The following is a 23896-nucleotide window of genomic DNA, read 5'->3' as shown; positions in this document are numbered from 1 at the left end:
ACACGACAACCCGGGCTCTTCGGGCTGTCTTGAAGCAGGAGGAGAAGAGCGTTGGACGAACGTCTGCCCCAGTATCTTCATCTGCCGGTCCAGATCCTCTGGTTCGGCGCGGATGAATTCATCCTGGTCATGTCGACGATCTTTGTCGCCGTCATCGTTGGCGGCGTGATCGGGTGGACGCTGATCGGCGCTCTTCTCCTTTTCATCCCCTGGAAGCGGACCAAGCCGCGCGGGTTCATCCCCCACCTCGCCTGGCGCTGGGGGCTGCTTCGCTTCCGTCATTATCCGGGTCCGACCCAGACCCGCTTCTTCGAGTAGAACGGCCATGGCGCTTTTCCGCAAATCACGCCCGAAGGACTGGGATCCGCTCGCCGACAAGCCGGCGAGCTGGGGCATCCACCGCTATCTTCAGGGCTCCGCCAATCTCTTCGAAGAGAATCGGCTGCTCAAATTCGCGATCGCGGGCCTGTTCGGCATCACCGCTGTGCTCGGCATGCTGATCTACACCTCGAACCAGAACCAGCGGACGGTCATCGTGCCGTTCGGCACCGGCGGCGATCTCTATGTGACGGGAAATGCGCCCTCGGCGCCGTACCTACGCACGATGACGCGAAACATCGTCAGCCTGTCGGGTACCTATTCGGCCTATTCCGCCGATCCGCAGTTCCAGGAACTGCTGAGCATCGTCCACCCCTCGGCCTATAACAGCATCCGCGACAGCCTGACCGCCATTCTCGACGAGCTCTCGGACAATCCGACTCTGTCGATCGCGACCTATATTCGGCCAGACCAGCCTGTCCTGACCACGAGCACCGACATCGTCGTGCCGGTCGAAAAAGGTCCGCGTCATCGGCGGTGTGATCCGCAAGTTCCGGGGCAATCTCCGGATTGGCTACGCGATCGACAACGGCCGCTTCTGGCTGACGTCCCTGCATGAGGAGAATTTCGATGCCGAAACTCGGTAATCGCGGCCGTGCGAGCCTGCTGACGGCCGGCCTCATCTTCGCGGCACCGCCGGCATTCGCCCAGGCGATTACCGCGCTGCCCGATCAGACCGCCTCGATCCGGCTGTCCAATCGCGACGTCAACCACATCATCTGCCAGGGCGGCGAGATCGAGGACGTCAAGTTCTCGGCCGAAAAGGCGATCGCGGTTGAGCGTGGCGGGTCGGACGCGTGGATTAAGTTTCTGGTGAAGGAGATCGACGGCGAAGGCACGCCGACGCGGACCTATGTGACCACGCCTTCCGAATTCTTCGTTTCGTGCAATGGGGCGATTTACCCGCTTTACACCGAGCCGTCGGACATTCCGGCGCAGACCGTGATCCTGGCCTCCGGCACCGCGCAGCGCGCCCGTGCCAATCAGGATCTGCTCGGCCCGCTGGTCGAAGAAGAGCGCGCCGTTTCGATCACGCTGTCGATGTTGCAGGACCGCGTGCCGGCAAGCTTCGCCGAAGTAGCGCCGGTCGCGGGCGACATCGTCCTGCCGACCTTGCCCGCGGCGCGCCTCCATGACGCCGGCGGTTTGCAATCGAAGGCGCTGGCCTCTCGGCATCCGAATATCTGGTCCAGGCGTCAGCGACCTTGTCCTCGCCGAGCCCGAGTTCCTGGTGTCGTTGCTCGGCTCGAACATCTTCGCGGTCACGCTCGATCGTATCGCGCTGAAGGCTGGCGATAGCGCTCGGCTCATCATCATTCGCCGGGGAGCTGTCCAATGAGCGAGAGACCAGAAGAGACCGCGCCGGATGCCGCTGGGCCTGGTGAGCAGAGCCCTTTCCAGGCGCATCTAGCCGCCCAGGCGGTCCATGACGGCGGTGACGAAGCGCGGGGTGCGGCGCTGCTCGACTGCGCGCGCGCTGGGATTCGCTGAGTTCGACGGGCAAACTGCGCATGAAGCAATTCGGCGTGGCCACGGCGATCGGCGTGCTTGGCTACGGCCTCTATTCTGCGAGCACCGCCGACAAGCCGGTTGTTGCGGCGCCCGAGGCCTCCAAGCTTGATATGGGCGCGGGCCTTCGCGGCGACAGCCTCGAGGTGAAGCTGCGCGGCGATCTGAAAAAGGTCCTGGACGGCCAGTCCATGCTCGGCGACCGGGTGACGGCGATCGAGGAGGGCAAGACACCGATCGGGCTGCAAGGCACCGGCCCCGCGGCACCAGGTGCCGACGGCGCGCCATTGCCGCCAGCCCTTCCCGGCGGCGGCGCGCCGGAGTTTCCGCCATCGCCATCCGGTGCTTCGGGCGCGGCGGGCGACAATAGTTTGCCAGCCCCGCCATCCGCACCGGTGGGACCTCCCGCTCCGCCGGCACCGCCGGTCGAAAAAGTGGTGGGTGCAATCGGCGCCGCCACATCGCCGGTCGTCCCCAAGGATGCGGCCGCGGCGTCGGACGAGTCGAAAAAAAAGATTCGGACGATCTATTTGCCGCCTGGTTTCATGAAGGCGCGGCTGCTGACGGGCGTGGACGCTTGGCGAGCCACGACGCGACCTCGAACCCGGAGCCGATCATCGCGCGGGTCCAGGCGCCAGCCGTGCTCCCCAATGACGTCAAGGCGAACCTGTCCGGTTGTTTCGTCATCGGCAACGCGACCGGCAGCCTCGCCAAGGAGCGCGTCGAGATCCAGCTCGTGACGCTCTCCTGCGTCGACTTCGACGAACATTCGGTCGTCGACCAGAGCGTCAAGGGCTTCTTTGTCGATACCGACGGCAAGAAGGGCCTGTCGGGCAAGGTCGTCACCCGCGCCGGCGCGGCCTTGGCCCGGACTTTTATCGCAGGGACCATCAGCGGCATCGCCCAGACGGTCGAGAATAGCTTTGGTGATACGTCGACCTCGGCGCTCGGCACAGTGAGGACGCTTAATGCCGGCGATGCCGCCAAGTCCGGCATAGCGGGCGGCCTTTCCAAATCTTCGGACAAGCTGACCGATTTCTATCTCGATCTCGCGCGCCAGGCCGGCCCGATCGTCGAGGTCGGCGCCGCGAAGGACGTGGTCGTCGTCATCCAGGAGGGCGTGACGCTCGAAATCAAACCATCGGCGGGGAGCAAATTCTGATGCCCAGAACCCTTTCATGCAAGGTCTCGATCCGCGGTCACCGACTGCTTCTCATCCCGGTGATCGCGGCCCTTGGTGGCTGCGCGACGCTCGGCTCGGTGATGTCACCTTACTCCGAAAAATATAGCTGCAAGAACAGCGACCATGGACAGTGCGTGCATCCCGAGAAGGCCTATGAGGATGCGGTCGCCGGCCGCCCGTCCCGGTCGGACCCTGCAGTCACCAACGACAAGAAGCTGCTGCGCGGCCAGGCTGCTGCACCGGCAATGTCTGGCATGACCGCCAAAGGCGCAGCCGCGCCGGTGGGTGCCTATCTCGGGTACAAGGACAGCGTCTATCGCGAGCTGCAGGGGCTGATCGACCAACCGGTCACGCCGATGCTCAAACCGCCGCGCACCGTTCGCACGCTGATCCTGCCTTATGCCGACCGTCAGCGGCCTGACCGCCTCTACATGCCGCGCTACGTCTTCTCGATCGTCGAGACGCCCGCCTGGGTCGTCGGCGACTATCTGGTCGATCCGGTTCAGCCATCGACCCAGGCGCCCGTCCTGGGTCAGGTCCAGGAGCGTGAGATTGACGGGGCTATTTCCGCAACGGCGCTGGCGCCGCCGGCCAGGGACCCGCGCACGCTGGTGCCAGCGCCCATGAATGCGCGTCCGTTGGCGCCGACGCCCAGGGCTTCGAGCACGCTCGGGCCCGCGCCGAAGGATCAGAGCAAGTGAAGGCGCGCGGCTCCCGAACAGGCGGCGATCTGAGCTTTGCCCAGCTGCGGCAAAGCGTCGCGCGCGATCGCTTCTCCGATTACCTGCCGCTCGTTGCATGGGACGAGGATGAGGAGGCGTTCCTCTGCATCGACGATGGTTGGGGCTATGGCTGGGAGCTCGTGCCGAGCGCCTACATGTTTGCGCATGTGCATCAGGCGCTGCTCGGGCTTCTCAACATTCACTTCCCCGATGGCACGGTCCTTCAGCTTCACAGTTTTGCCGACCCGCTGATCGAGACGGCGCTCGATGCGTTTCTCGATCTCAAGACCCGCGACGATCCCCTGATCCAGGCATCGGCCAGGCGCACCGCCGATTATCTGATGGCGGGGACACATGGCCTTCGTGCGATGCACGGCATACCGATCAGGGACTTTCGCACCATCCTGTCGGTAAAGACGAGGCGTCCGCTGGGGAGCGATCTGCGCCGCCAGATCGAGGAGCAGCTCGCCAAGCTCGGCATCGTCCGGCTGCCCCCGGAGGAGATCGTCTCCTTCTATCGCCGGATCTTCAACGGTGTGTTCGCCGCCGCGCCCGGCGTTTTCTCGTCGAGCCCTGATGCAACCGGGGCGGCGCCGCCGATCCGCAAGCAGATCATCGACGCGGGTCCCGACCTGCTGTTCGAGGGTCCGGAGCTGTTCCTCGGCAACCAGGTCGCGCGCTGCCTCACGCCCAAGTCGCCGGCGCGGCGGATCACCGCCGAGCGGGCCAATCGCCTGACGGGCGGCATGCGCGGTTCGGCCGAGGACAGCGACCAGATCGGGGGGCCGTTCCTCTACACGCTCAACGTCCTGTTCGATCATTCGCAGTTCGAGATCCACAAACGCGCCCAGGTGCTCTCTGCGCAAAAGGCCGCCGGCAGCTTTGCGGTCGAGGTCAGCAAACAGATCGAGGAGATCGGCTGGATCCTCGACGAGGCCGGCAACTCCAAATTCGTGCGGGTGATCCCGACCGTCTGGGTGTTCGGTCGCACCAGCGCCCATGCCCGGGAGATGGCGGCGCGCGCCAAGCGGCTTTGGGAAGGCGAACCCCTGCCCTTCATGATGCAGGAGGAAAGCTATCTCAATCCGATCCTGCTCACGATGAGCCTGCCGTTCGGGCTGTACCCGGACGGGCGCACCTTGCGAATGCTCGAGCGCGATTTCCGGATGCCGGTGAAGGCTGCGGTGCTGATGGCGCCGATCCAGACCGACTTTCGCGGTGGCGGGCGCCCTGCCCTCCTCTACACCGGCCGGAAGGGCCAACTGGTCACGCTCGACCTGTTCGATCCGCGCATCAACAATTACAATTTCATCGTCTCGGCGGAGAGCGGCGCCGGCAAGAGCTTCCTGCTCAACAATCTCTGCCAGCAATATTATGCGCAGAATGCGCTCATTCGCATCATCGATATCGGCGGCAGCTATCGCAAGCTCTGCACGCTCTGCTCGGGTCGTTACATCGACATCGGCGAGGAGAAGCTCGTCCTCAACCCGTTCGACATGGGCTTCGCGCTCGACGGCGAAGACAAGCAGTCGGCGATCTCGATGGCGGTCGCGATCGTCGCCGAGATGGCGAACGCCGCCACCCGCAAGGGTGTCACCACCTCGGAATGGAATCTCCTGAAATCGGCTGTCCAGTGGACGATCGATGAAGGTCATTCCGAAGAGGGCATCGATGCGGTCCGTGCATGGCTCGGCGCCTATCCCGCGTTCGCGGCATCGGATCTCGACCGCGTCGATCATCTGATACCGGTCTCGAGGGAATTGGCCTTCAACCTGCGCGATTTCGCGAGCGAGGGCGCTTACGGCCATTTCTTCAACGGCCCTTCGACCTTCGACATCACGGCCGACGAGTTCGTCGTGCTGGAGCTCGAACGGCTGAAGAGCATGCCTGACCTGTTCAACGTCATCGTCATGGTGGTGGTGAACGCGGTCACCCAGGAGCTGTATCTCTCAGGCCGCGACCGGCCGCGTTTCGTGCTCTGCGACGAAGCCGCCCAGTTCATGACCAAGACCGAAGGGCAGGATCTGTCACGACTCGCCGAAGCGTTCGGCCAGGGCTACCGCCGCGCGCGCAAATATCAGGGTTCGTTCGGTATCGTTCTGCAGTCGATGAACGACCTGATGCTGTTCGGGGGCACCGGTCAGGTCATCCTCGAGAATGCCGCGACGCGGTTCCTGCTGCAGGGCTCGACCTATGACAAGGCGGTCGAGAACAAGATCCTCGATTATTCGGGGTTCGTCCTCGAGCTGCTGAAGTCGGTCCGGAACTCGAAGCCCAATTATAGCGAGGTCTTCATCGACTCTCCGCTGGGTCTCGGCATCGCCAGGCTCGTCGTCGACCCCTTCTCGTACTGGATCAACACCAGCGCGCCGCAGGAGGTTGCCGCGTTCGAGGCGCTGCTGCGCGCCGGCCGCTCTCCGCTCGACGCGGTGTGTGAACTCGCCGGCGTCGATCCGGCCGAGATTCTTGGGTCTCGGCCCGAATTGCGCCGACATGAGGAGATTGCGTGATGCTGAAGCGCAAGCCTCCGCAGAACCAGATGGTCTTTGATCTGACGTCATTCGACAGCAGCAAGGATGCTCAGCTCGAACGGATGATCGAAGCACGCGTCGCGATCCGCGCCGAGGCGGCGGCGATCCGCTGGCGGTTCCGGCTGATGGTGATCGAGGCGGCGATGATGACGAGCCTGGTGCTCGCAGCCGGGTTCGCCCTCAACCAGCCCCATGCGATGGTGGTGCGCAGCGCGCTCATCGTCGGAGCGGCCTGCTTCGCGAGCGGCGTCATGCTGGTTGGCCTGTCCGGCGTTACCGGTCTGGCGATCTCCGCCGTTCGTCGGTGGAGGGCGCGATGATACGCGTGACACTCGCCGACGGCACCGCGGAGCTTATCGAGCGCGAGATCGAACCCCGCCGTCCGGGCGAGACGCTGTACGATTTCATGCTGCGCTCGGCGCATGAGACAAGCCTCGAGGCGAGAGCGCTGCGCGCCCTGCTCGATGCCCATGTGGCGAGCTTGGCGCGGAGCGTGCGTCCGTCGTGCGGCGGCGACGTGCGATGCTGGTCGGGCAGAGTTTCATCTCAGGCTTGGTCGCGAGCGTCCTGATCCGGCCCGACACGGTCGGTGACGCCTGGATTATCGCGATGCCGGTGGCGGTCCTGACCTTGGGTGCCAGCCTGGTGCTGTCATTCTTCATGCCGGCCCTCGACAAGGGTGTCGTCCGGATGGCGCGGTGGTGGCGGCGATGAGGGGTATCTTGTCCTCGACGCCGTCGCTCGGCTCGATCCGTTTGCTGCTCGGCAGCAAGCTGCTGTTGCTGATCCAGGCGTGGATCGTGCTGCGCAGCGGTCAGCTTCTGGACGGTATGCACTGGTTTGTCGTCGGCGCGATCGTCGTCATCGCCATCCTGTGTCTCGTCGGCGCCGTCATCGGCGAGCCGGACGACAGCGCCGAAGACCATAACCGGCCGTGGCGGCGCAGAGCGGAGGGTCGTCATCATGAATGAGGCTATTGGCGGCGCGGCAAGCTTCACCACCCCTGCGCGCATTCGTGTCGTGTTGTTCCAGGGCGCCACAACGATCGTTCTGCTCGCCTGCGCGCTTGTCACCGCTGCGGCGCATGCCCAGACTTCGGTGATCGGACGCACCTGGCCGATCGCGGAACCCGATGCCCTGGAGGAAATCGAGGGTCGCACACAGAAGCTGCCGGCCTTTATGGCCAGCCGTTTCGGCCCGCGCGCGAGCTGGTCGGCGATGAAGGCCGCTCCGCTGGCCGTAGCGCAGGCGAACCGCGTGCGGAGCGTCGTTCCGTTCTACACGCTCGATTTCGATGTGAAGCTTCCGGACGGCAAATTGCTTTATCCGAAGGGCTTCACCTTCAACCCGCTGACCTATGTGTCGCTGCCGCAACGCCTGGTCGTCGTCCGCCCCGAGGATCTTGGCTGGGCGCTGCGCACCGCCACGCCATCAGATTGGATCCTGCTTGCCGCCGGCCCGCGTGGCGGGAGCGATCCGATCACGCTCGGCCAGAAGGTTGGCCGCTCGCTCTTCATCCTCGAGCAGCGCGTGAAAGACCGTCTCGGTCTCGAGGTGGCGCCGGTCATCGTGTCGCAGATCGGCCAGAAACTGGAGCTGACCGAGGTGAAGCTCAACCGCACCGGGAGCGCGCCGCGATGACCCGTCTCGCATTGTTGCGCAGCTTAGCGGCTGCCTTTCTGCTTCTTGTGCTGTCCCCGGCTTCGCCAGCGCATGCGTCGTCTTGTCCGACCGGGACGGTGTTCAACCCGATCACGAAAGTGCGCTGGACGTGCATCTTTCCGATCACTATCGGCGGCGTGAAGATCGGCACGGGCGACAAGCTCGGCAAGGCGCTCGACGCGCAGTCGTCCTCGAGTCCGATCTGCGCCTGCCGGAAGGGTGCGACCTTCTGGTTCGGGGTGAAGGTCTCCTTCTGGTCGCCCAATCGCATGGTCGACGTGGTGACCGAGCCAGGATGCATGATGGCGCTCGGCGTCGACCTGATGCCGACCCACGGCAAGCTGCAAGGCAGCCAGTCGTCGATCGCCGACGGGACGAACACGCGCAAGATGTTCGCGCAGATGCACTATTATATCTCGCCGGTCTGGAAGATGCTGGACATGTTCACGGACCTGCCCTGCTTCCAGGATGACGGGTTCGACGTGGCGCTCATCACCGAGGTGCTGCCGACCTGGCAGTCGGGGACGCTCGGCGCGATCATCCAGCCCGAGGGCATATTGTTCGGCAACCCCGCCGCGGGGCTCGCCTGCATGGCCGACAGCGCGGCCGCGGCTGCCGGCAAGGTTCTCGACCCGCTCTTCTGGTGCATGGGCAGCTGGGGTGCGACCTATCCGATCGCCGGCGACATTCATTTCGATGACTCGGTCGAAGCCTGGGCTGGCCTCGCCGCGCGCGGTACCTTCATGATGGGCCGCCTCGGCGCGCTCACCATCTCGTCGACTGACGGCTGCTCGTTCAAGGCCCAGCCGATCTGGACCAAGTCCCGCTACAAGCTCCAGCTGATGGAGCCGGTTAAGGGCGGGAGTTGCGTCAATATCGGCCGGCCAGGTTCCTTGTGGTCGAGCGCGAAGCACGCGCCCGGCAAGGACAATGCCCAATTCATGCTCTTCGAAAAGACGATCTGCTGCGCCGGAGTGTCGGTGCCATGAGCGGATCGTTTCACGGACACCTCGTCAGTTCCGGACGTCAGGCCGGGTCTGCCCGCCAGGACCCGTTGGGTCTCCCGGGACAAAGCGAGGTGGGAGCGGCGCTGCACAGCCCCCGCGGTGCCGCTCCAACCCCGGTCAGCGCGGCCGGCTCCCTCCCGGCTCGGCAGATGGCATTCCCCCCGTGCCTCTGTCCTGGCGGCGGCCGCGCTGACCATTTTGAAGGCCGGGCGGTGTCCCGCCTTTCCCGTTCTTCGGACTCCCAGGCAGCTCCACCGTTTCCGCCTTCGTCAAAGATCGCGGCAGGACGGGCCGTCGGAGCGCGTGCTATGAGGCGAGCTGTCGCGGTTCTGCTCGTCGTCAGCGCGCTTCCCGCGATGGCGCATGCCCAGACGATGGAGGATCGCGCCCGCGCGGCCGCGCAGGCGTCGCGTGCGAAGACGGGTGACAGCGATACGCTACTCAACACCACGATCACGCCGGCGATGAGCGGGCAGCCGATCGCGACCGTCGACAACAGCAAGACGTTCACGCCGACGATCGCCTGCCAGAAGACGCAGAGCCTGCTCGAAGTGTTGGTCCAGCCCTCGGCCAGCGGTGACATTGGTATCGTCCGGATCAGCCAAGACAAGGATTTCGACGGGACGTTCGACACGGTGAGCAACCTGCCCGTGCCGGTGTCCGGTATCTGCGCGAACGGCATCATCTCCTGCGCGCCCGGTACCTGGAACCAGTGCAAGTATTTTCGCTGGGATGTCGACTCGTCCAAGTCCTTGAAGCTGACCCAGGTCGACATGCCCGAGCTTTCCGGTTGCTACTGCGTCAACAATAGCTGCGGCGCCAATCTCGTCTGGAACAACCTCAATTCGGTGCTGGGCGATCTCGGCGGCGGCATGGTGGGCGCGCTCACTACCGCCGATCCGCGCATCGGCGTGGCGCAGGCACAGATCAATGGTCCGGTGATTGACTATGTCGGTGCCCAGTCGACCGCTTGCGCGAGCGACGGGACCGTCGCGCAGACGGCGTACAAGAACAACCCGGCCGCCATTCAGGGCGACGCCGCGGCGATCGCCGCCGGCAACAGCATCTTCCAGATGGTGGCGGCATCACCTGCGGGTTCGGGAAAAGCGCAGCAGACCAGGGCCTGCACGATCGAGCGTCAGGTCAATGTCATCGACCCACAACTCGATGACATCATCGCCCGCACCGCCGGCGGTTATGCGACCAGCCGGACCGCCAACAACGTTGCCGATTTCCTAATGGGCTCCCCACCGGACAACAGCCTGAGCGGAGGGTCCTGCAGTCTCTTCGATTTCCGCATGACACTGCACGTATCCGACCCCGCGCGCATTCGGCAAGCATCCCTGGTCGAATGGTTCGCGGACGACTGGGGTCAGGTGCGGATCGACGGCAACCTCGTCGATTCGGGACCCTCGCCCTGGACAACCAGCGGTCTGCCGCCCGGAAAATGCGAGCTGAAGAAGACCTATTACGCTTTCCCCAATCTCGACCTGAAACCCTATCTGACCAAGGGAGACCACGAGATCTGGTTGCGGGCGGCGGTCAGCAGCGGTGGTGAGGCGTTCGCAGATGTCCATGTCGAGGTGGATGACAGCTGCGGTTCCACGGAGCAGCTCGTCGACCTGTGTTCAGGGTACGCGGCGGACAGCAAATGCCATCTCGACAGCGAGGATGTCGACGGCGTTGAGACCTTCCGGGGCGGCGTTGCCACCGGCCTGAGGCCCCTGCCCCAGACCTGGCTGTTCGGAGCCGACCGGTGCACGTTGCAGCTCACCCGCGACTTCTTCCTGCGCAAGCGCAACTATGTCTGCGAGACGGACAACGCGGCGTTGCCCGATCCGGACCTGAGCCGCGGCGCCTATATCATCGACCATTCGACCGAGACGTTGCTCGCTGACAAGCAAACCCAGGCGGATGGCAGCGTCACTACTACGACCCGGCCCTTCAGCCTTCCGGATCGGGGCAGCGTGCCCGCCTGCGAGACGATCTGCAAAACCCAGGCGCCCAAGGTCAACACCGCGGCGGCGCCCTCGGGTGTGATGGGAAGCCAGCAGAATGATCCGACAGGGATCGATACCTTCTATCATGTCTGCTCGGCCGACAATGTCTGCCCGACCGGACCCGGCGAGCAGATCGCCTCGGCCTGCGGTTGCCTCGACGATTTCCCTGAAGCCGTCGTGATGATGCAGACGGTCCGGCTCGGCGGCGCGGACATGACCTGCACGAGTGCCACGCCATGAAGAGCCTCTTCCTCACGCGATCCGTGCTGTTAATCTCGGCCATATCGGTCGTGAGCGCCCAGTCGGCGGCTTATGCGCAGGCGAGCGCCGCCGCGATGCCGCAAGCGCGCGCGGCGATCGCCATTCCGGTCGAGCCCACCGATCCGGTCGAACCGACCGACCCATCGGGCCCTACCGCGCCTACCGGTCCCGCGCCCACCAGCGCCAATGAAATGTGCGCGGTCGATCTGAACGGCAATGGCGATGCCGCCGATGAAGGCGAGACCGCGAGTTGCACGGCGACGGCGAGCGGCGGCTGGCAATGCCCGATCCGCGCTGTCGCCTGCACGGTGACGGGTCCGGCCACCTATGCCTGCCCGCTTGGATCCCAATTTGCGTGCGAAGTGCCCGCGGGCGGCGGGGCTCCGACCTGCTCGCCCGACGCCTGCATCGACACGGGCGCCAATCCGGTCGTCACCGATCCAGTCGTCGACGATCCGGGCGTGCCCAATGACGGCCAGGTCGACGCAGAGGGGAATTGCCTCGATCATATCGAGATTTTCTCGGGCCGCGCGCTGCGCTGCCGGCCGCCGGGCCTGCTCGATACCTTCGAGAATTGCTGCAAGGACAAGGGCAAGATCGTCAAGGACGGGATGGGCTCGTCGCTCACCTCGCTCAGCACCAAGATCGCGGTCGCCAAGGGCGTGCTGACCGGCATGAAGGCTGCCTACACCGCCTTCAAGGCTGGCGCGACCGCCAGTCAGGCGGCCACCGCCGGCCTTCACGGCATCATCGGTATCGATCCGACCTCGCTCGCGATCAGCCTGGCGATTAGTTTCATCATCGATGTACTGCTCCAGGGTTGCGACCAGCAGGACATGGAGACCGGCATGCTGCGGGGCTCGGGCATGTGCCATGAGATCGGCAGCTATTGCACCTCCAAGATCCTCGGCATCTGCATCCAGAAGGCCAAAGGCCATTGCTGCTTCAACACCAAGCTTGGTCGGATCATCCAGGAGCAGGGCCGGCCTCAGCTCAAATCGTTCAACGCGATCGGCTGGGGCACGCCGAAGAAGCCAATGTGCCGGGGCTTCACGCCTGAAGAATTTCAGGCCCTAGATTTCTCGAAGATGGACCTCTCCGAATATTATTTGGACATCGAGGCCCGGGCTCAATCCGACATCCAGATAGATATGAAGGACCGCGTCGATGCGTATATGCAGACGATCGGCAAGAATTAGCCTCGTCCTGACCCTGGCGCTGGGGGTGATCCCGGCCACCCAGGCGCAGACCGTGGCCGGATCGCCGCCAAGCCCACCGCCGGCCGACGCGCGCGCCAAGGCAGCCAGCGAAGGCGATGCCGCGATGGAGCGGCTCAAGCAAGCCGTCAGCGCGCAGAAGGGCCGCGCGACGACGGCGGAGCCCGGCCCATCGGTTCAACCTTCAGCCGAACTTCGTCGGCGGGCTTTCGATGCCGTGCGCCGACGTGCCCACTCGCCTGCGATGGATGCACGCGCTCGCGCAGCATACGCCGCGGGACAGGCTGGGCTCGATGCCGAGCGCGAGGCCATGGCCGCAAAGCTTGGCCAGGCCCTGGGCCTGAGCGCGCCCGACATGGCCGCCGTCGCGGGCGCTACCGCGCCGAATACTATCAAAGGGTGGGTGCCGGTCCTGTTCGCATCGTCGTCGATGCCGATCGCCACGCTTCGAACCTATGCCGCGCAGCTTGAGCGCGTGGGCGGCGTGCTGGCGTTCCGGGGTATGCCGGGCGGTCTTACCCGCGTTGGGCCCATGGCGAAACTGTCCGCCGAGATCCTGCGGATCGATCCCGGCTGCTCGGGCCCTGCGTGCGTGATGCGGAATGTCCAGCTGATCGTCGATCCGATCGTCTTTCGCTTGGCGGGCATCACCCGGGTGCCAGCGCTGGCGATGATCCCGGGCGATCCCACCCAGCCCTATTGCGAGCGCGACGCCGCCAGTCCGCCGATCGCTCGCATCGTGTTCGGAGACGCGAGCCTCTCCGGATTGCTTGAGGAATATGTCCGCCTTGGCGGCAAAGAGGAGGTGCGCGATGCTCAGAATCGCTTGGGCGCTCGCTAAATGGATCTGGCTGCAGCTGAAGGAGCTGCCGCTGCGCGCGGCGGTCGCGCTCGGCTGTAGCGGCCTCGGGGAACCACCGCGACCCGACCAGCTGTTGAAGGCCTATTGTATCGTGCTGCCGGTCGGCCTGCTGACCTGGTGGGCGATCCCGCAATTCACCCTCGTGATGACCCCATCGATCCATGCCTGGGCGGTGCGGGGCGATCCGGGCCCCATCCACAAGGGCGATCTCGTCTCGTTCATGCTCACGAACGCGGTCGCCGGACCCAAGCCGGTGTCGGTCACCAAATATGTGCTGTGCATGCCCGGCGAGCGGCTCGATATGATCGAGAAGCCGTCAGTCGGAGGGCATACGTGGGACGGCTGGTACTTCTGCGATGGCAAGCTGCTGGGTGTCAGCAAGCCCTACGGCCGCAAGGGACAGAAGCTCGATCATTATCAGCCAAAAGGTGTGATCATCCCATCGGGCTATGCCTATGTCGGCTCGAGCCATCCGGATGGATTTGACAGTCGCTATTACGGTCCCGTCGCTATCGACCGGTTGACCCGGATGGAGAAAATGCTGTGATTGCCCGCACGCGCTTACTGCGCGCGGCCCTCCTCGCCGCGACCGCCCTTCCGCTACCGGTGCAGGCCCAGGATCAAAGGCCGGCCATGACGGGCAAGGATGGATATTGGTGGTATCAGGCACCGCCGAAACCTAGCGAGGAGAAGCCTGATCCCGACGCGCTGGTGAAGCCGGTGATTCCACCGATGGCCGAACTTGCAACCTGGACGCCGCCGAAGATCCACAAGCTGATCGAGCAGCAGCGCGATTATGCAGCGACCGTCCTTACGGTCGATGCCGTCGCCGATTTCTGGAAGCTCGAGGATTTCGCGCGGCGCAAGGCTCGCGCGTTCGCCGGCGTGACCCAGATCGCGATGCTCCAGCATCCCGAACTTAATTCCAAATCGGCCAATCCGATGGTCGGGGATGCGCGCGATCAGTTGACCGCGTTCAAGGATGACGCGCGCCGTCAATATCTCCGCGCCCATGCCGGCGAATTCGCGCTCGTCATGTTCTCCCGCGACAGCTGCGGCTATTGCCGGGTGCAGTGGCCGATCGTCCAGCGCTTCCAGGAGGAGATGGGCTGGCAGGTGACGCTCATGGATATCGGTCGCCGACCTGAAGTCGCACAGCGCTTCGGCGTCGAGGTGACACCGACGACGATGATCATCAGGCGGAACAGCCAACAGCGCATGGTAATCGCAAACGGCGTCGAGGCGTATCCAAACCTCGCGCAAATGGCGTATCAGGCCGTTCGGCTGCTGACCGGCGACATTCGGCCTGAGCAGTTCATGACCGGCGCCGGCGAGGAGGACGGATTCTTCGACGCGCTCGCGAATGGCCCGGTCTCGGCGACCGATCCACGCGCGCTCGGGGGCGATCTGGTCAACACCGGCGGGAGTCCGCGGCCGTGACGCGGCGCGCGCTCGCCATTGCAGCCATGGTGTCCGCCGTTGTGGGTATCGCTGGGGGCGCGATGGCTCAATCGGCATCGGCAGGGCAAGATGCGGCGCGGCGCGCGGCAATCCATCCTGTTGCCGACGCTGCCAGCCTGCAGGCGTGGCTCGCCCGCGTCCCACTGACGCGGCAGTTCCCGCCGGACTTCGCCGATACGTTACGCGGCCAGGCGCCGGCGTTCGTCATCGAAATGAGCACGAGCCCGGGTTGCGTACCGTGCGGCGATATGTGGACCAAGCTATCGGCCTTTGGCCGGCAATATGGCTGGCGCGTCGCTGCGATCGGCGGCCAGGAAGCGATGGTCCGTTCGGGCCGGCTTGGGCTGCCCTGGGTTGGCCATCCGGTCGTTTGGGTCCGACCGATCGCGGATTCGAACAGGATCGTGCCGATCGCGATCGGCACCGATCATGCGCTGAACCTCGCCCGCAACATCTATCTCGCCGTCAAGATGCTGACGGGCGTGCGACCTGATGTCGGCCTTCGGGCCATGTCCAAATATACCGGGATTGTCGGCGTGGGCGCGCCGCGGAATCCGGCCAACCGAGGAGGCTGAGCATGGCGGGCCAGCACCTCTTTCATCTCACTCGAACCCGAGGAAGCCCGCCATGTCGCTTGCCGTTCCCAGACTCTATCGTCGTCTAGCTCGCCCTCTCTCGTTCAGCCTGTGCGGGATCGTCGCTGCGTGCGGCACCGCGGCCCCGGCACATGCGCAGAGCTGGGCGGAAAGTTGGTTCGACAACGCAACCTACACCTCTCCCGGCAGCTTCGAGGATCAGACGCGCGGCTATGTGACCGCGGGTGGCATGTCAGGCCGTGTGGATGTCCATAACGACTATCTGATGTCGCTGAGCCTGCCCAAGATCAAGGCCGGATGCGGCGGCATCGACATGTTCCTGGGTGGTATGTCGTTCCTTGATCCCGACTATCTCGTCCAGAAGCTGGAGAGCATTCTTCAGGCGGCCCCCGCGGTCGCGTTCCAGTATCTGCTTGAGACGCTCGACGAGAAGATGGGTAACATCATTTCGAAGATGGAGGCGGCGACCAACTTCCTGAATTCGATTCAGGTCAATGATTGCCGGTTGGCCAACCCGCGCGGTCCAGATCGCCAAGGGCGACGACAATATGAGCGGCATCATCGAGGAGATGACCGGCTACAAGTCGGTGAAGGAAGGGTTCGCGAAAAGCTACCAGCAGAGCCGCGAGAAGATCCAGGCGAACCAGAATAACCCGACCGAGGATCTGAAGGACGCGCTGCAGAATTGCCCGGCCGAGGTGACCGACATCTTCCGCACGGGATCGCTGCTTTCGCACGCGGCTTCGCGGGTCGGTGCCGGCGACTGGGCGGATGTGATGCGCGCGCGTGTCGGCGACGTCTATATGCGCTGGGACCCGACCGACAAGGTGCCGCTCTTCTCGGCGATTCCCGCCTGCCCGAAGCAGGATACGGAAAGCGCCGATGACTTCCTCTCCGGCCGCGTCCAGAAGCGCGCGCTCAATGTGCCGCCCACGGCCGGTGATTGCAGCCAGGACGGCACCAAAGGTGCGCTCGAACTCGCCCGCACCCGGATGGAGTCGATCGCCGGCAAGATCAGGACGCGGGGTGGGCTTTCGGCGGACGAACGCCAGTTCGTTGCCAATGTCAGCACGCTACCTGTGTATCGGATGCTCGAATGGGGCGTTCGACAAGGCGTCCAGGGCTCGGTCATCAGCGATACCGATGAGCTGGTAGCGTTCACCCTTGCCTATCAGATGCTGAACGACCTGACCCGCTCCATCGACTTCGCGCTCAGCAATGCCGAGCGTGGGACGACGGCGGCCGGCGCTGCCAATGCGACCAGTACCAATATCTGCCAGACCCGCATCCTCACCAAGGGCATCGAGCAATTGCGGGACCTGCGCGAGGAGGTCCTCCGCCAGCGTGCCCAGATGCGTCAGTCCTATCTCGCGGCGCTGAGCCAGGCGAACCTCTCGACATCCTATGCTGGGCTTTTGCGTCAGCGCGATCGCGATGCGCGCGACGCCGCTGGTGCCGCCGCGAACCGCAACCAGTAGGTGCTCCAATGATGCGTCGGATCCTTCGCGCCGTTGTCACGGTCGCCGCATTGCTCGCCGCCTCGCCGGCCTTTGCCGTCGATACGAGCTTCTACACCTATGACGGCTTCGCCGAGACGGTAGATGCATTCCGTCTCGTCGCGATGATCTTTGCCGACCCGCGTTACGAGACGCTGGTCGTGGTGATCGCGACGGTCGGGATTGCGGTGGGAGCGACGCTGACCGCCATTCGTGGCCAGGGTATGGGGCTTGTCGCCTTCGGCTTTCAGATGCTGGTCGGCATCGGCCTGTTCGTCGGTATGATCGCGACCACCGGGACGGTCCACGTCTATGACAAGGTGCGCAACGCCTATCAGCCGGTCGGCGGCGTCCCCAATCTGCTCGTGCTGGTCGCCGGCACGACCAACCTGATGGAGCGCGCCCTGGTCGAGACGATCGACGACAACACGCTCGATCCGGATTCCAAGATCGAGTTCGGCGCCGGGGGGCACACGTTCGACCTGTTCTTCAATGCCGTCGCGCCGCGTGGCCCGATGACCGACACCTTCCTTGATGCAACGATCAAGGACTATGTCCGGCAATGCTATCCGGTCGCGCGCGTGTCGCCGGCTTACGGCATCGACGATGACAAGTTGTTCCGCACGACAACCGATCTGCCAGCCGCGTTCGCAGCGATGGCGGGACCTGCGACCTTCAGCACGGTCTATACGGCGGCGGACAAGGGCGGCACGACGAAGAGCTGCGACGAGTCTTGGCAATATATTTCTGACAGGCTCTCCGATCCGACCTTGTTCGACGATTACACCAGGCAGGTTTGCCTGCGGACGGGCTTCGACGCGACCGATGCCAATCAGCTCACTCGCTGCCGCGCCCAGCTCGGCGAGGTGGGCGGCATGATGATGGGCTCTCCGCTGTCGCTTCAGGCATTCATGACAGATGTCCTGCTCGGCAACACCGTGGGCGACGTCCTGTTCGAGGATAGCCCGGCAACAGCGGCCCGGGTCATGGCCAATCGCGCCGTAATGTCGAGCGGTCTTGCCACGATGTCGGTTGCAAACGAATGGATGCCGACGATCCGCGCGGTCGTATTCGGCATCATGCTGTTCATGATCCCGATCGCGCTTCTGTTCATCCTGACGCCGATCAACCTTCGGGTCATGAGCTTCGCGCTTGGGCTGTTCGTGTTCGTCGCCTTGTGGGGCGTGATCGATGCCGGCATTTACCAGCTTACCCTTGGGCGCGCGATGGGCGCGCTTGCCGAGATGCGCTCGAACGCCAACGGCGCCAACGCCTGGCTTCTCGCCCCTTCTTCCGCGCAAAAGGCCCTTGCGATCTTCGGCAGCTTCCGCACGGCGGCGGCGGGCCTGGCGGGCGCGTTCGTGTTCACGGTGTTCCGGTTCTCGGGGAATGTCTTCACGGCGTTCACCAGCGGCGCGCTCGGCGTCCAGGGTCAGGGCACTGCCGCCGCGTCGCCTATGGGCACAGCGGAAGGTCGCGCCTCGGCCCTTGAGGCACAGGCGTCCGCGTTGGGCACATCCGCGCGACGCGGGGCTTCGTCGAGCTTTGGTGACTTTGGCGAGCGATCGACATTTGGCGCCAACCGCAGCTTCGGCGCGGCGAGCACGATGTTGGGTGAGCGCAACAGCGGGGTGCCAGGAGTGCCGGCATTCGGCATGGGCGGGATCGACGCGGCGCGCGAACTTGGCGGGCTCGCACCGGCGCTCGTCAATGGGGATCTGTCCAACCCTGCGACGCAACGCGCAGTCAGGGCCAACGCCACGACGGCCGCGTTTCAACAGTTCGCCGAGAAGGACGCGCTCCGGGCTTTGGGTACAACCTATTTCGGTTCCGGTCAGGCTGGTGAGCGCGCCTTCGCTGCGTTCTCGCAGCATCTGGTGCAATGGCGCGCCTTTGGGGATCAGCGCGCTTACGACATGATGCAGCAGGGCGCGACGCGGGCCTTCGAGCGAGGCGGCTACTCGCCGAAGGACGCTGCGCTGAAGGCGTCCGGTGTCATCGCTCAGGCCTCGGCGGACCCGACCTTTGCAAAGCTGACCGCCAATGCCTTCGACCAGGAAGCGATGCTCCGCAATGACATCACCTCCGCGCAGGTCCAGGTCGGTGCTATGGAAGGGCGGCGCGATTTCGCCGGCAACAAGGTCGCCGGCATCGAGCGCGGAAACGTGGCAACCGAGCAGGCCCATCGGACCGGCACCAACCAGGGACAACGCGACGCCGCCGGCATGCTTGGCCTGTCGGTTCAGGAGACCAGCCGCCGCATCGGCTTTATCAACGCGCTCGCCGGCGAAGCGCGCTCTTCCGCGATCACCCAACTCTCCCGCGCGACTGGCCGCAATGAGGCGCAGGTCGAGGACGCGCTCGAAACCTATAATGCGTCGACGAACTCGGTACGGCGGATGGGGCCACCGCGGAAGCAGGACGCGAGGGAACGAGTGTCTACGGACGGACGCGCGAGACAGCCGGGTTCGATTTTGCCGAGCGCGCGGGCAAGCTCGACGCGCAACGCGAAGTTGGGCGGGACGGTACGAGGAGCGCGGCGCGCATCGGGGAAGAGCGTCGACAGTCGGACAATTTTGGGTTTGCGGAGGGCGCGGAGGCGGCAGGCGTCTCGACGCGCGAAGCTGCGCGGCTCGATAGCTTCATCCGCACGCTTGCCGGGACGGCCGGCAATCAGGTCGATATGGCTGACGGCGGCGCCGGTGGGATCGCGGATCGCGCGCGTAATGAGCGTACGTCTCGAATCGTCGACAATCAGCGCCTGACGCGAATGCAGGGGCTGCTGCGCGCCAATGGCATCACGATGACGAAGAAGCAGCTAGCGATGAGCCAGAATGGCGACCTTGCCATGAACGTAACGCCAGAGGTCGCTGGTCAACTGCGCCGCGCCGGGCTGATCAATGACAGCCAATATGGTGCAATTGCCGGTGGCGGTTCGGCGCGGTTCAGTTTCGCCGATAATGACCTCTTGGTGTCGAGCAGCACGGGTTTCACTAGATCGGCGCGTAGCGACACCAGCACACGCTTCGAAGCCGGCAAGCAGGCCGGCCCTGACACGATCGAGCATTTCCTCGGTGGCGGTGCCGAAGGAAAGGCCGCCATGGCCCATTGGCTCAAGGGCGGGTTCGAGATGGACCGCCAGGGGAATTGGCGGCTGAAACCGCAGGTCGCCGACACGCTCGAACGGGATGTTCAAGCAATTATGGCTCAAACCGGATGGTCGCGGAATATCACTCGTCGCGCGGAGGACAGCACCACTATGGGAACCGATGTCGGTCTTTCGGTTTCAGCAAGCGCGCAGCGCGGGTCCTCCAAGGGTGGCGGAAAAGGGAGCTCGGCATCTCTTTCCGGCGGCGCGGGCGGTTCGTTAGGTTTCGCAGGCAGCGACCGCGGAACAACTTCAGAGAATGCCGACGCTACACTAGACATAGTGAATTATGACGTGAGAGGAGCCGTAGCTTCCGCAGAACGCGCGGCATCTCGCTCGCCCAATCCGGAGCAAGCTTTTACACGAGTTCTCTCCGATCAGTTGCTTGGCGACCGTGGATTGCGGAACCGGTACCTCGAGAACGCTGATTCCGCGCGTGGGACAGCCGATATTACCGGACCCCTTACCTCGATCGAGCAATCGTCAGTCCTAGGCAGCGGCAGATTTTCGGATGATCTCGCTAACGGCCCGTTTGATGGTGATCCAAAATTCAAGGAGCGGCGGGATAAATGAAACTATTTCATATCATCTAGGGAACCCCTGAGCAAGTAGGCCTTGCAGAGGCAATGATGGAATGATTCTCTTCGCAAAAGGAGGGCCGCATGAAGCAGGGTCGTTTTTCAGGGATTGGGATTTCACGGCCACGCAAACAGACGCGGCTGGCGGTATTTCTGGATCAGATGGCGGCTGTGGTTCCGTGGGAGCGGTTCGAGCAGTTGATCATTGCGCATTACCCGGTGGTGGGGCGGGGGCGTCGTCCTTATCCGTTGCGGTCGATGCTGAAGATCCATTTCATGCAGCAATGGTTTGGCCTGTCCGATCCAGCGATGGAAGAAGCGCTGTGGGAGACGCCACTGTTGCGGGAATTTGCAGGGCCTCGACTTCGAGGGCGTACCCGACGAGACGACGATCTTGAAGTTCCGGCATTTGCTTGAGAAGCATGAATTGAGCAAAGCGCTGTTTGACGAGATGACGGCGGTTTTGACCGAGCGCGGTTTGCTGTTGCGCCAGGGCACGATCGTGGATGCGACTTTGATCGCCGCGCCGCCATCGACCAAGAACCGCACGAAGTCGAGCGATCCCGAGATAAAGCAGACCAGGAAGGGCAATCAATGGTATTTCGGCATGAAGGCGCATATCGGCGCAGACGCGGCTTCGGGCTGCGTGCATTCGGCCGAAATGACATCGGCCAATGTGCATGATAGCGTGGCGACCGATGCCTTGCTTTACGGCGAGGAGGAAATTGCCTTTGGCGACAGCGCCTATGCCAGCAATGAGCGTTCGCTCGAAGCCGATCGAACCGAAGCGACGTCGTCTGGGCCACGCCCTTCAAGCGCAAGAAGGGCCAGGCCCTGACCGATGAACAGCGCCGGATCAACCGGCTGACGTCTTCGTTCCGCTCCAAGGTCGAGCATGTCCGGGTCGTCAAGCGCCAGTTCGGCTACACCAGGACCCGTTATCGCGGACTGTACAAGAACAACCAGCAGATTTTCTGCCAGCTCACCCTGGCCAATATCTACATCATGCGCGAGCAATTGGCCTGAACTGCACGATAATTGCGCCCGCAGAACGGGAAACGGCCCGGAAAACAGCCAAATACCGACGGAAATAGGCCGAAAATCCACAATATTGGCCAAATTCGCGCACCGCAAGGAGAGCGGCGCGGCAAAGCTCACCGTTGACGCCGCACGACGCCCAATTCTCTACCTGCGCAGAGGTTCCCTAGATATCGCCAGTGGTTGGGCGAGCGAGGATCGAGGGGGTCGGCCATCGGGTCGAGGTATCCACCAACGGAGCGCTTCGGAAACAACTCGTCATGAGATGGCTCGACCCATTCCCAGCCGTGATATTCCATCCACGCCGGTACAAAGCGCACTCCAAGAACCATCAAAGCGGTGAACGGATAGAGGGCGATATTGAGATAGCCGGCCACCGCGGTCGAATAAGCATCGTCGAGAACTGGGCTCCAATAGGAGGCGAGTTTGCCCGTCCAATAGATAGCGATGCTGGCCCACCAGAGTTTCGCATACCAGGGGCGCCACAGCCAGGCCGATGCTCGGGGCCGCGACCGCACAGCACTCGCGTCCAATTCTGCCTGTTCGCTCATGACGTCGACTGGGCCCATGCCGGATCCTTTCTGCCGTGGAGAATACCATCGGCAAGGAAAGATTGGAATCCCGTCATGGCGAACTTCGGCTCCAATTCACGTCCTATGGTCATTCCCTTGGCGAGCGGCCGACCGCCCTTTCCCACTTCTCTCCTCACCCTGGAGTGGTCTGTTGTCGAGTTGCCTGATCCTCGGAGACAGCATCGCGATCGGTGTCGCCGCAGCGCTGCAGATCCTTCATTTCGGAGGGTGCGATGTCCTGGCGCGGAACGGGGCCTCTGTCGGGTCGATAGCGGCAATGGCACCTTCAATCGGGTATCGCCAGGTCGTTGTCTCAGCAGGCTCCAATGATCGTCTGAGCCCGTCGCGTGCACGCGACCTTGTCACACTGCGACGTAAGCTGTGGGGCGCAAAGGTTACGTGGATATACCCTCGGCAGCCGACGCCTGCATGGGATGTGTATCGCGTGGCGCGGCGTTTTGGCGACCGGACGGTCGATATAAAAAAGCGCCGGCTCGAGGGACGGTGTCCATCCGCGAAGCGATATCGCGGTGGCACGCGCAATCCTTTTCCAAGCGGACCGGGCTAATTTTCAACAGTCGCGCTGGCGATCGGTGGGCGGGACGATGCGATAACGCCATCAGCGTTGACGTTACCTGCCCTGTTAGCGCCGAAGGAGATCGGTGAAGGCGATCTGTCCATCAAAGAGCGCCCGCACGATCAAATAGGCGCGCTGCGCGTTACCATAAGCCCGCCTCACCCCCTCGACATGTTCATGGGCGGTCGATCGCGATACGCCGAGAATATTGCCGATCTCCCGGTCGGTCTTTCCCCTTCCGACGAGGACAAGCGCTTCCATCTGTCGCGGCGTAAGGTCCGGTACAACGGTATCCTCGAGCCTCAATTTCTTCCGCATGATCCGCCTGGCTGCTTCGAATGCAAATGTACCGCACAGTTGGGCGATTGGCAGTGCGTTTTCGTGGAGTTGGTCGAGCGATCGCGCCGCGAAGGAGCATGTTCCCTGATATTCACCGGGCAGATGCACAGGCACCGTGAAACCAGCGCCAAGGCCGAAGCCGATGGCTTCCGAAAGAATCTGCTTGTGACGGGGCGTCAGACGGATGATGTCTCCGACGTCGTGCCACGAGAAGCCATTGACGGTCTTGGTACTTGCAAGATGGATAGGATCCTCCGCGAAATATGCGCGCTCGAGGACATGGGATACCCAGTCTTCGTTATAGGTCGATAACCGGATTGCTCCTTGCGGCGGGCACGTCAGGTCAACATGGTGGCCCATCGCAAACTGCGAGAACCCGAGCATATTGGTGACCCGCCTTAGGGCTTCATTTAAATCGTCTTCGGTCAGAACCGAGCGAAAGGCCTTAAGGAAGTGGTTCAGATCCAGTTTGGTCAACATAACGGCAGACCCTTCGAAAAGGAGGAATGCCTCTCGAGCCCTCTCCTGAACCGTGTACTTTTGAGCGAAAATCTCTTTCGTTTCGTCGCAGGCCGAGTCTTCCCGATACCGCTAACTACATGTGTTGTTCGCTAATTTCGGCCAACAGCTCAAGGAACGTGGTTATCTCGCTATGGGCGGTCAGATCGTCGATGCGACACCGGTGGCCGCGCCAAAGCAACACCGCGCCAGGATCCAGACCCTTTTTGATCAGCTATCGGGCAGTGTCGAGTTCGTGTT

At 63.6% G+C, this 23896-nt stretch carries 16 protein-coding genes and 7 pseudogenes; 21 read left to right on the top strand and 2 right to left on the bottom strand.

Annotation, left to right across the window (positions count from 1 at the left end; all coding sequences use genetic code 11):
- The first annotated feature begins 51 nt into the window (after positions 1 to 51).
- From NW75_RS08775 to NW75_RS24415, 20 genes and pseudogenes are all read left to right on the top strand, one after another.
- Positions 52 to 318, top strand: coding sequence for a type IV conjugative transfer system protein TraL (locus NW75_RS08775; protein ID WP_033964762.1), 267 nt, complete (start codon positions 52 to 54; stop codon positions 316 to 318).
- A gap of 7 nt (positions 319 to 325) precedes the next feature.
- Positions 326 to 965: pseudogene (locus tag NW75_RS08770) on the top strand (TraE/TraK family type IV conjugative transfer system protein).
- Positions 949 to 1717: pseudogene (locus NW75_RS08765) on the top strand (type-F conjugative transfer system secretin TraK). Before NW75_RS08770 ends, NW75_RS08765 begins: the two co-directional pseudogenes overlap by 17 nt.
- Positions 1714 to 3049: pseudogene (locus tag NW75_RS28195) on the top strand (TrbI/VirB10 family protein). Before NW75_RS08765 ends, NW75_RS28195 begins: the two co-directional pseudogenes overlap by 4 nt.
- The gene (locus NW75_RS08755) at positions 3049 to 3771 is read left to right on the top strand and encodes a TraV family lipoprotein (RefSeq protein ID WP_081988697.1); all 723 of its coding nucleotides are present in this window, start codon (positions 3049 to 3051) and stop codon (positions 3769 to 3771) included. The pseudogene NW75_RS28195 and the gene NW75_RS08755 overlap by 1 nt, the downstream one beginning before the upstream one ends.
- A complete protein-coding gene (locus NW75_RS08750) occupies positions 3768 to 6302 on the top strand; it encodes a TraC family protein (protein WP_033964761.1) in 2535 nt (844 codons plus the stop codon). The genes NW75_RS08755 and NW75_RS08750 overlap by 4 nt, the downstream gene beginning before the upstream one ends.
- Entirely contained in the window at positions 6302 to 6643 is a 342-nt protein-coding gene (locus NW75_RS08745) for a hypothetical protein (RefSeq protein WP_081988696.1), read from the top strand. The genes NW75_RS08750 and NW75_RS08745 overlap by 1 nt, the downstream gene beginning before the upstream one ends.
- 202 nt (positions 6644 to 6845) lie before the next feature.
- On the top strand, positions 6846 to 7037 hold the full coding sequence (locus NW75_RS24420; RefSeq protein WP_197057773.1) for a hypothetical protein: 192 nt from the start codon (positions 6846 to 6848) through the stop codon (positions 7035 to 7037).
- 8 nt (positions 7038 to 7045) lie between these two features.
- Positions 7046 to 7294: a hypothetical protein gene (locus NW75_RS08735; protein ID WP_182914010.1), complete on the top strand. Its 249-nt coding sequence runs from the start codon at positions 7046 to 7048 to the stop codon at positions 7292 to 7294.
- Positions 7287 to 7964 (top strand): conjugal transfer protein TraW, encoded by a 678-nt coding sequence (locus NW75_RS08730; RefSeq protein ID WP_231565064.1) that lies wholly within the window; start codon positions 7287 to 7289, stop codon positions 7962 to 7964. The genes NW75_RS08735 and NW75_RS08730 overlap by 8 nt, the downstream gene beginning before the upstream one ends.
- Positions 7961 to 8974 carry a TraU family protein gene (locus tag NW75_RS08725; RefSeq protein ID WP_052192321.1) on the top strand — a complete coding sequence of 338 codons (1014 nt, stop codon included), beginning with the start codon at positions 7961 to 7963 and terminating at the stop codon, positions 8972 to 8974. The genes NW75_RS08730 and NW75_RS08725 overlap by 4 nt, the downstream gene beginning before the upstream one ends.
- A 326-nt stretch (positions 8975 to 9300) precedes the next feature.
- Positions 9301 to 11232, top strand: coding sequence for a hypothetical protein (locus NW75_RS08720; RefSeq protein ID WP_033964759.1), 1932 nt, complete (start codon positions 9301 to 9303; stop codon positions 11230 to 11232).
- A gap of 212 nt (positions 11233 to 11444) precedes the next feature.
- Positions 11445 to 12452, top strand: coding sequence for a conjugal transfer protein TraN (traN, locus tag NW75_RS08715; RefSeq protein WP_033964806.1), 1008 nt, complete (start codon positions 11445 to 11447; stop codon positions 12450 to 12452).
- 25 nt (positions 12453 to 12477) lie between these two features.
- Entirely contained in the window at positions 12478 to 13311 is an 834-nt protein-coding gene (locus tag NW75_RS08710; protein ID WP_231565063.1) for a type-F conjugative transfer system pilin assembly protein TrbC, read from the top strand.
- Positions 13283 to 13879, top strand: a complete 597-nt coding sequence (locus NW75_RS08705; RefSeq protein WP_033964757.1) for a S26 family signal peptidase — start codon at positions 13283 to 13285, stop codon at positions 13877 to 13879. The genes NW75_RS08710 and NW75_RS08705 overlap by 29 nt, the downstream gene beginning before the upstream one ends.
- A gap of 86 nt (positions 13880 to 13965) precedes the next feature.
- Positions 13966 to 14772 carry a conjugal transfer protein TraF gene (locus NW75_RS08700; RefSeq protein ID WP_156143006.1) on the top strand — a complete coding sequence of 269 codons (807 nt, stop codon included), beginning with the start codon at positions 13966 to 13968 and terminating at the stop codon, positions 14770 to 14772.
- Between the two features lie 62 nt (positions 14773 to 14834).
- Positions 14835 to 15368 (top strand): hypothetical protein, encoded by a 534-nt coding sequence (locus NW75_RS08695; RefSeq protein WP_081988705.1) that lies wholly within the window; start codon positions 14835 to 14837, stop codon positions 15366 to 15368.
- A gap of 52 nt (positions 15369 to 15420) precedes the next feature.
- Positions 15421 to 16867 (top strand): annotated as a pseudogene (locus tag NW75_RS08690) (conjugal transfer protein TraH).
- An 11-nt stretch (positions 16868 to 16878) separates the two neighbouring features.
- Positions 16879 to 20606, top strand: a pseudogene (locus NW75_RS08685) (conjugal transfer protein TraG N-terminal domain-containing protein).
- An 89-nt stretch (positions 20607 to 20695) separates the two neighbouring features.
- Positions 20696 to 21637: pseudogene (locus NW75_RS24415) on the top strand (IS5 family transposase).
- A gap of 128 nt (positions 21638 to 21765) precedes the next feature.
- Here NW75_RS24415 and NW75_RS22840 read toward each other — a convergent pair.
- Both NW75_RS22840 and NW75_RS08665 read right to left on the bottom strand, forming a co-directional pair.
- On the bottom strand, positions 21766 to 22218 hold the full coding sequence (locus NW75_RS22840) for a hypothetical protein (RefSeq protein ID WP_052192320.1): 453 nt from the start codon (positions 22216 to 22218) through the stop codon (positions 21766 to 21768).
- A gap of 646 nt (positions 22219 to 22864) precedes the next feature.
- Positions 22865 to 23617, bottom strand: coding sequence for a helix-turn-helix transcriptional regulator (locus NW75_RS08665; protein ID WP_052192319.1), 753 nt, complete (start codon positions 23615 to 23617; stop codon positions 22865 to 22867).
- 124 nt (positions 23618 to 23741) lie between these two features.
- Here NW75_RS08665 and NW75_RS28190 point away from each other — a divergent pair.
- Positions 23742 to 23849 (top strand): annotated as a pseudogene (locus NW75_RS28190) (IS5/IS1182 family transposase); the annotation flags it as partial.
- Positions 23850 to 23896 lie beyond the last annotated feature (47 nt).

This window comes from Sphingomonas sp. Ant H11 (assembly GCF_000797515.1).
In the GTDB taxonomy this organism is placed as follows: Bacteria; Pseudomonadota; Alphaproteobacteria; order Sphingomonadales; family Sphingomonadaceae; genus Sphingomonas.
The sequence above is the reverse complement of the archived record's forward strand: the minus strand, read 5'-3'. Positions and strand labels throughout refer to the sequence as shown.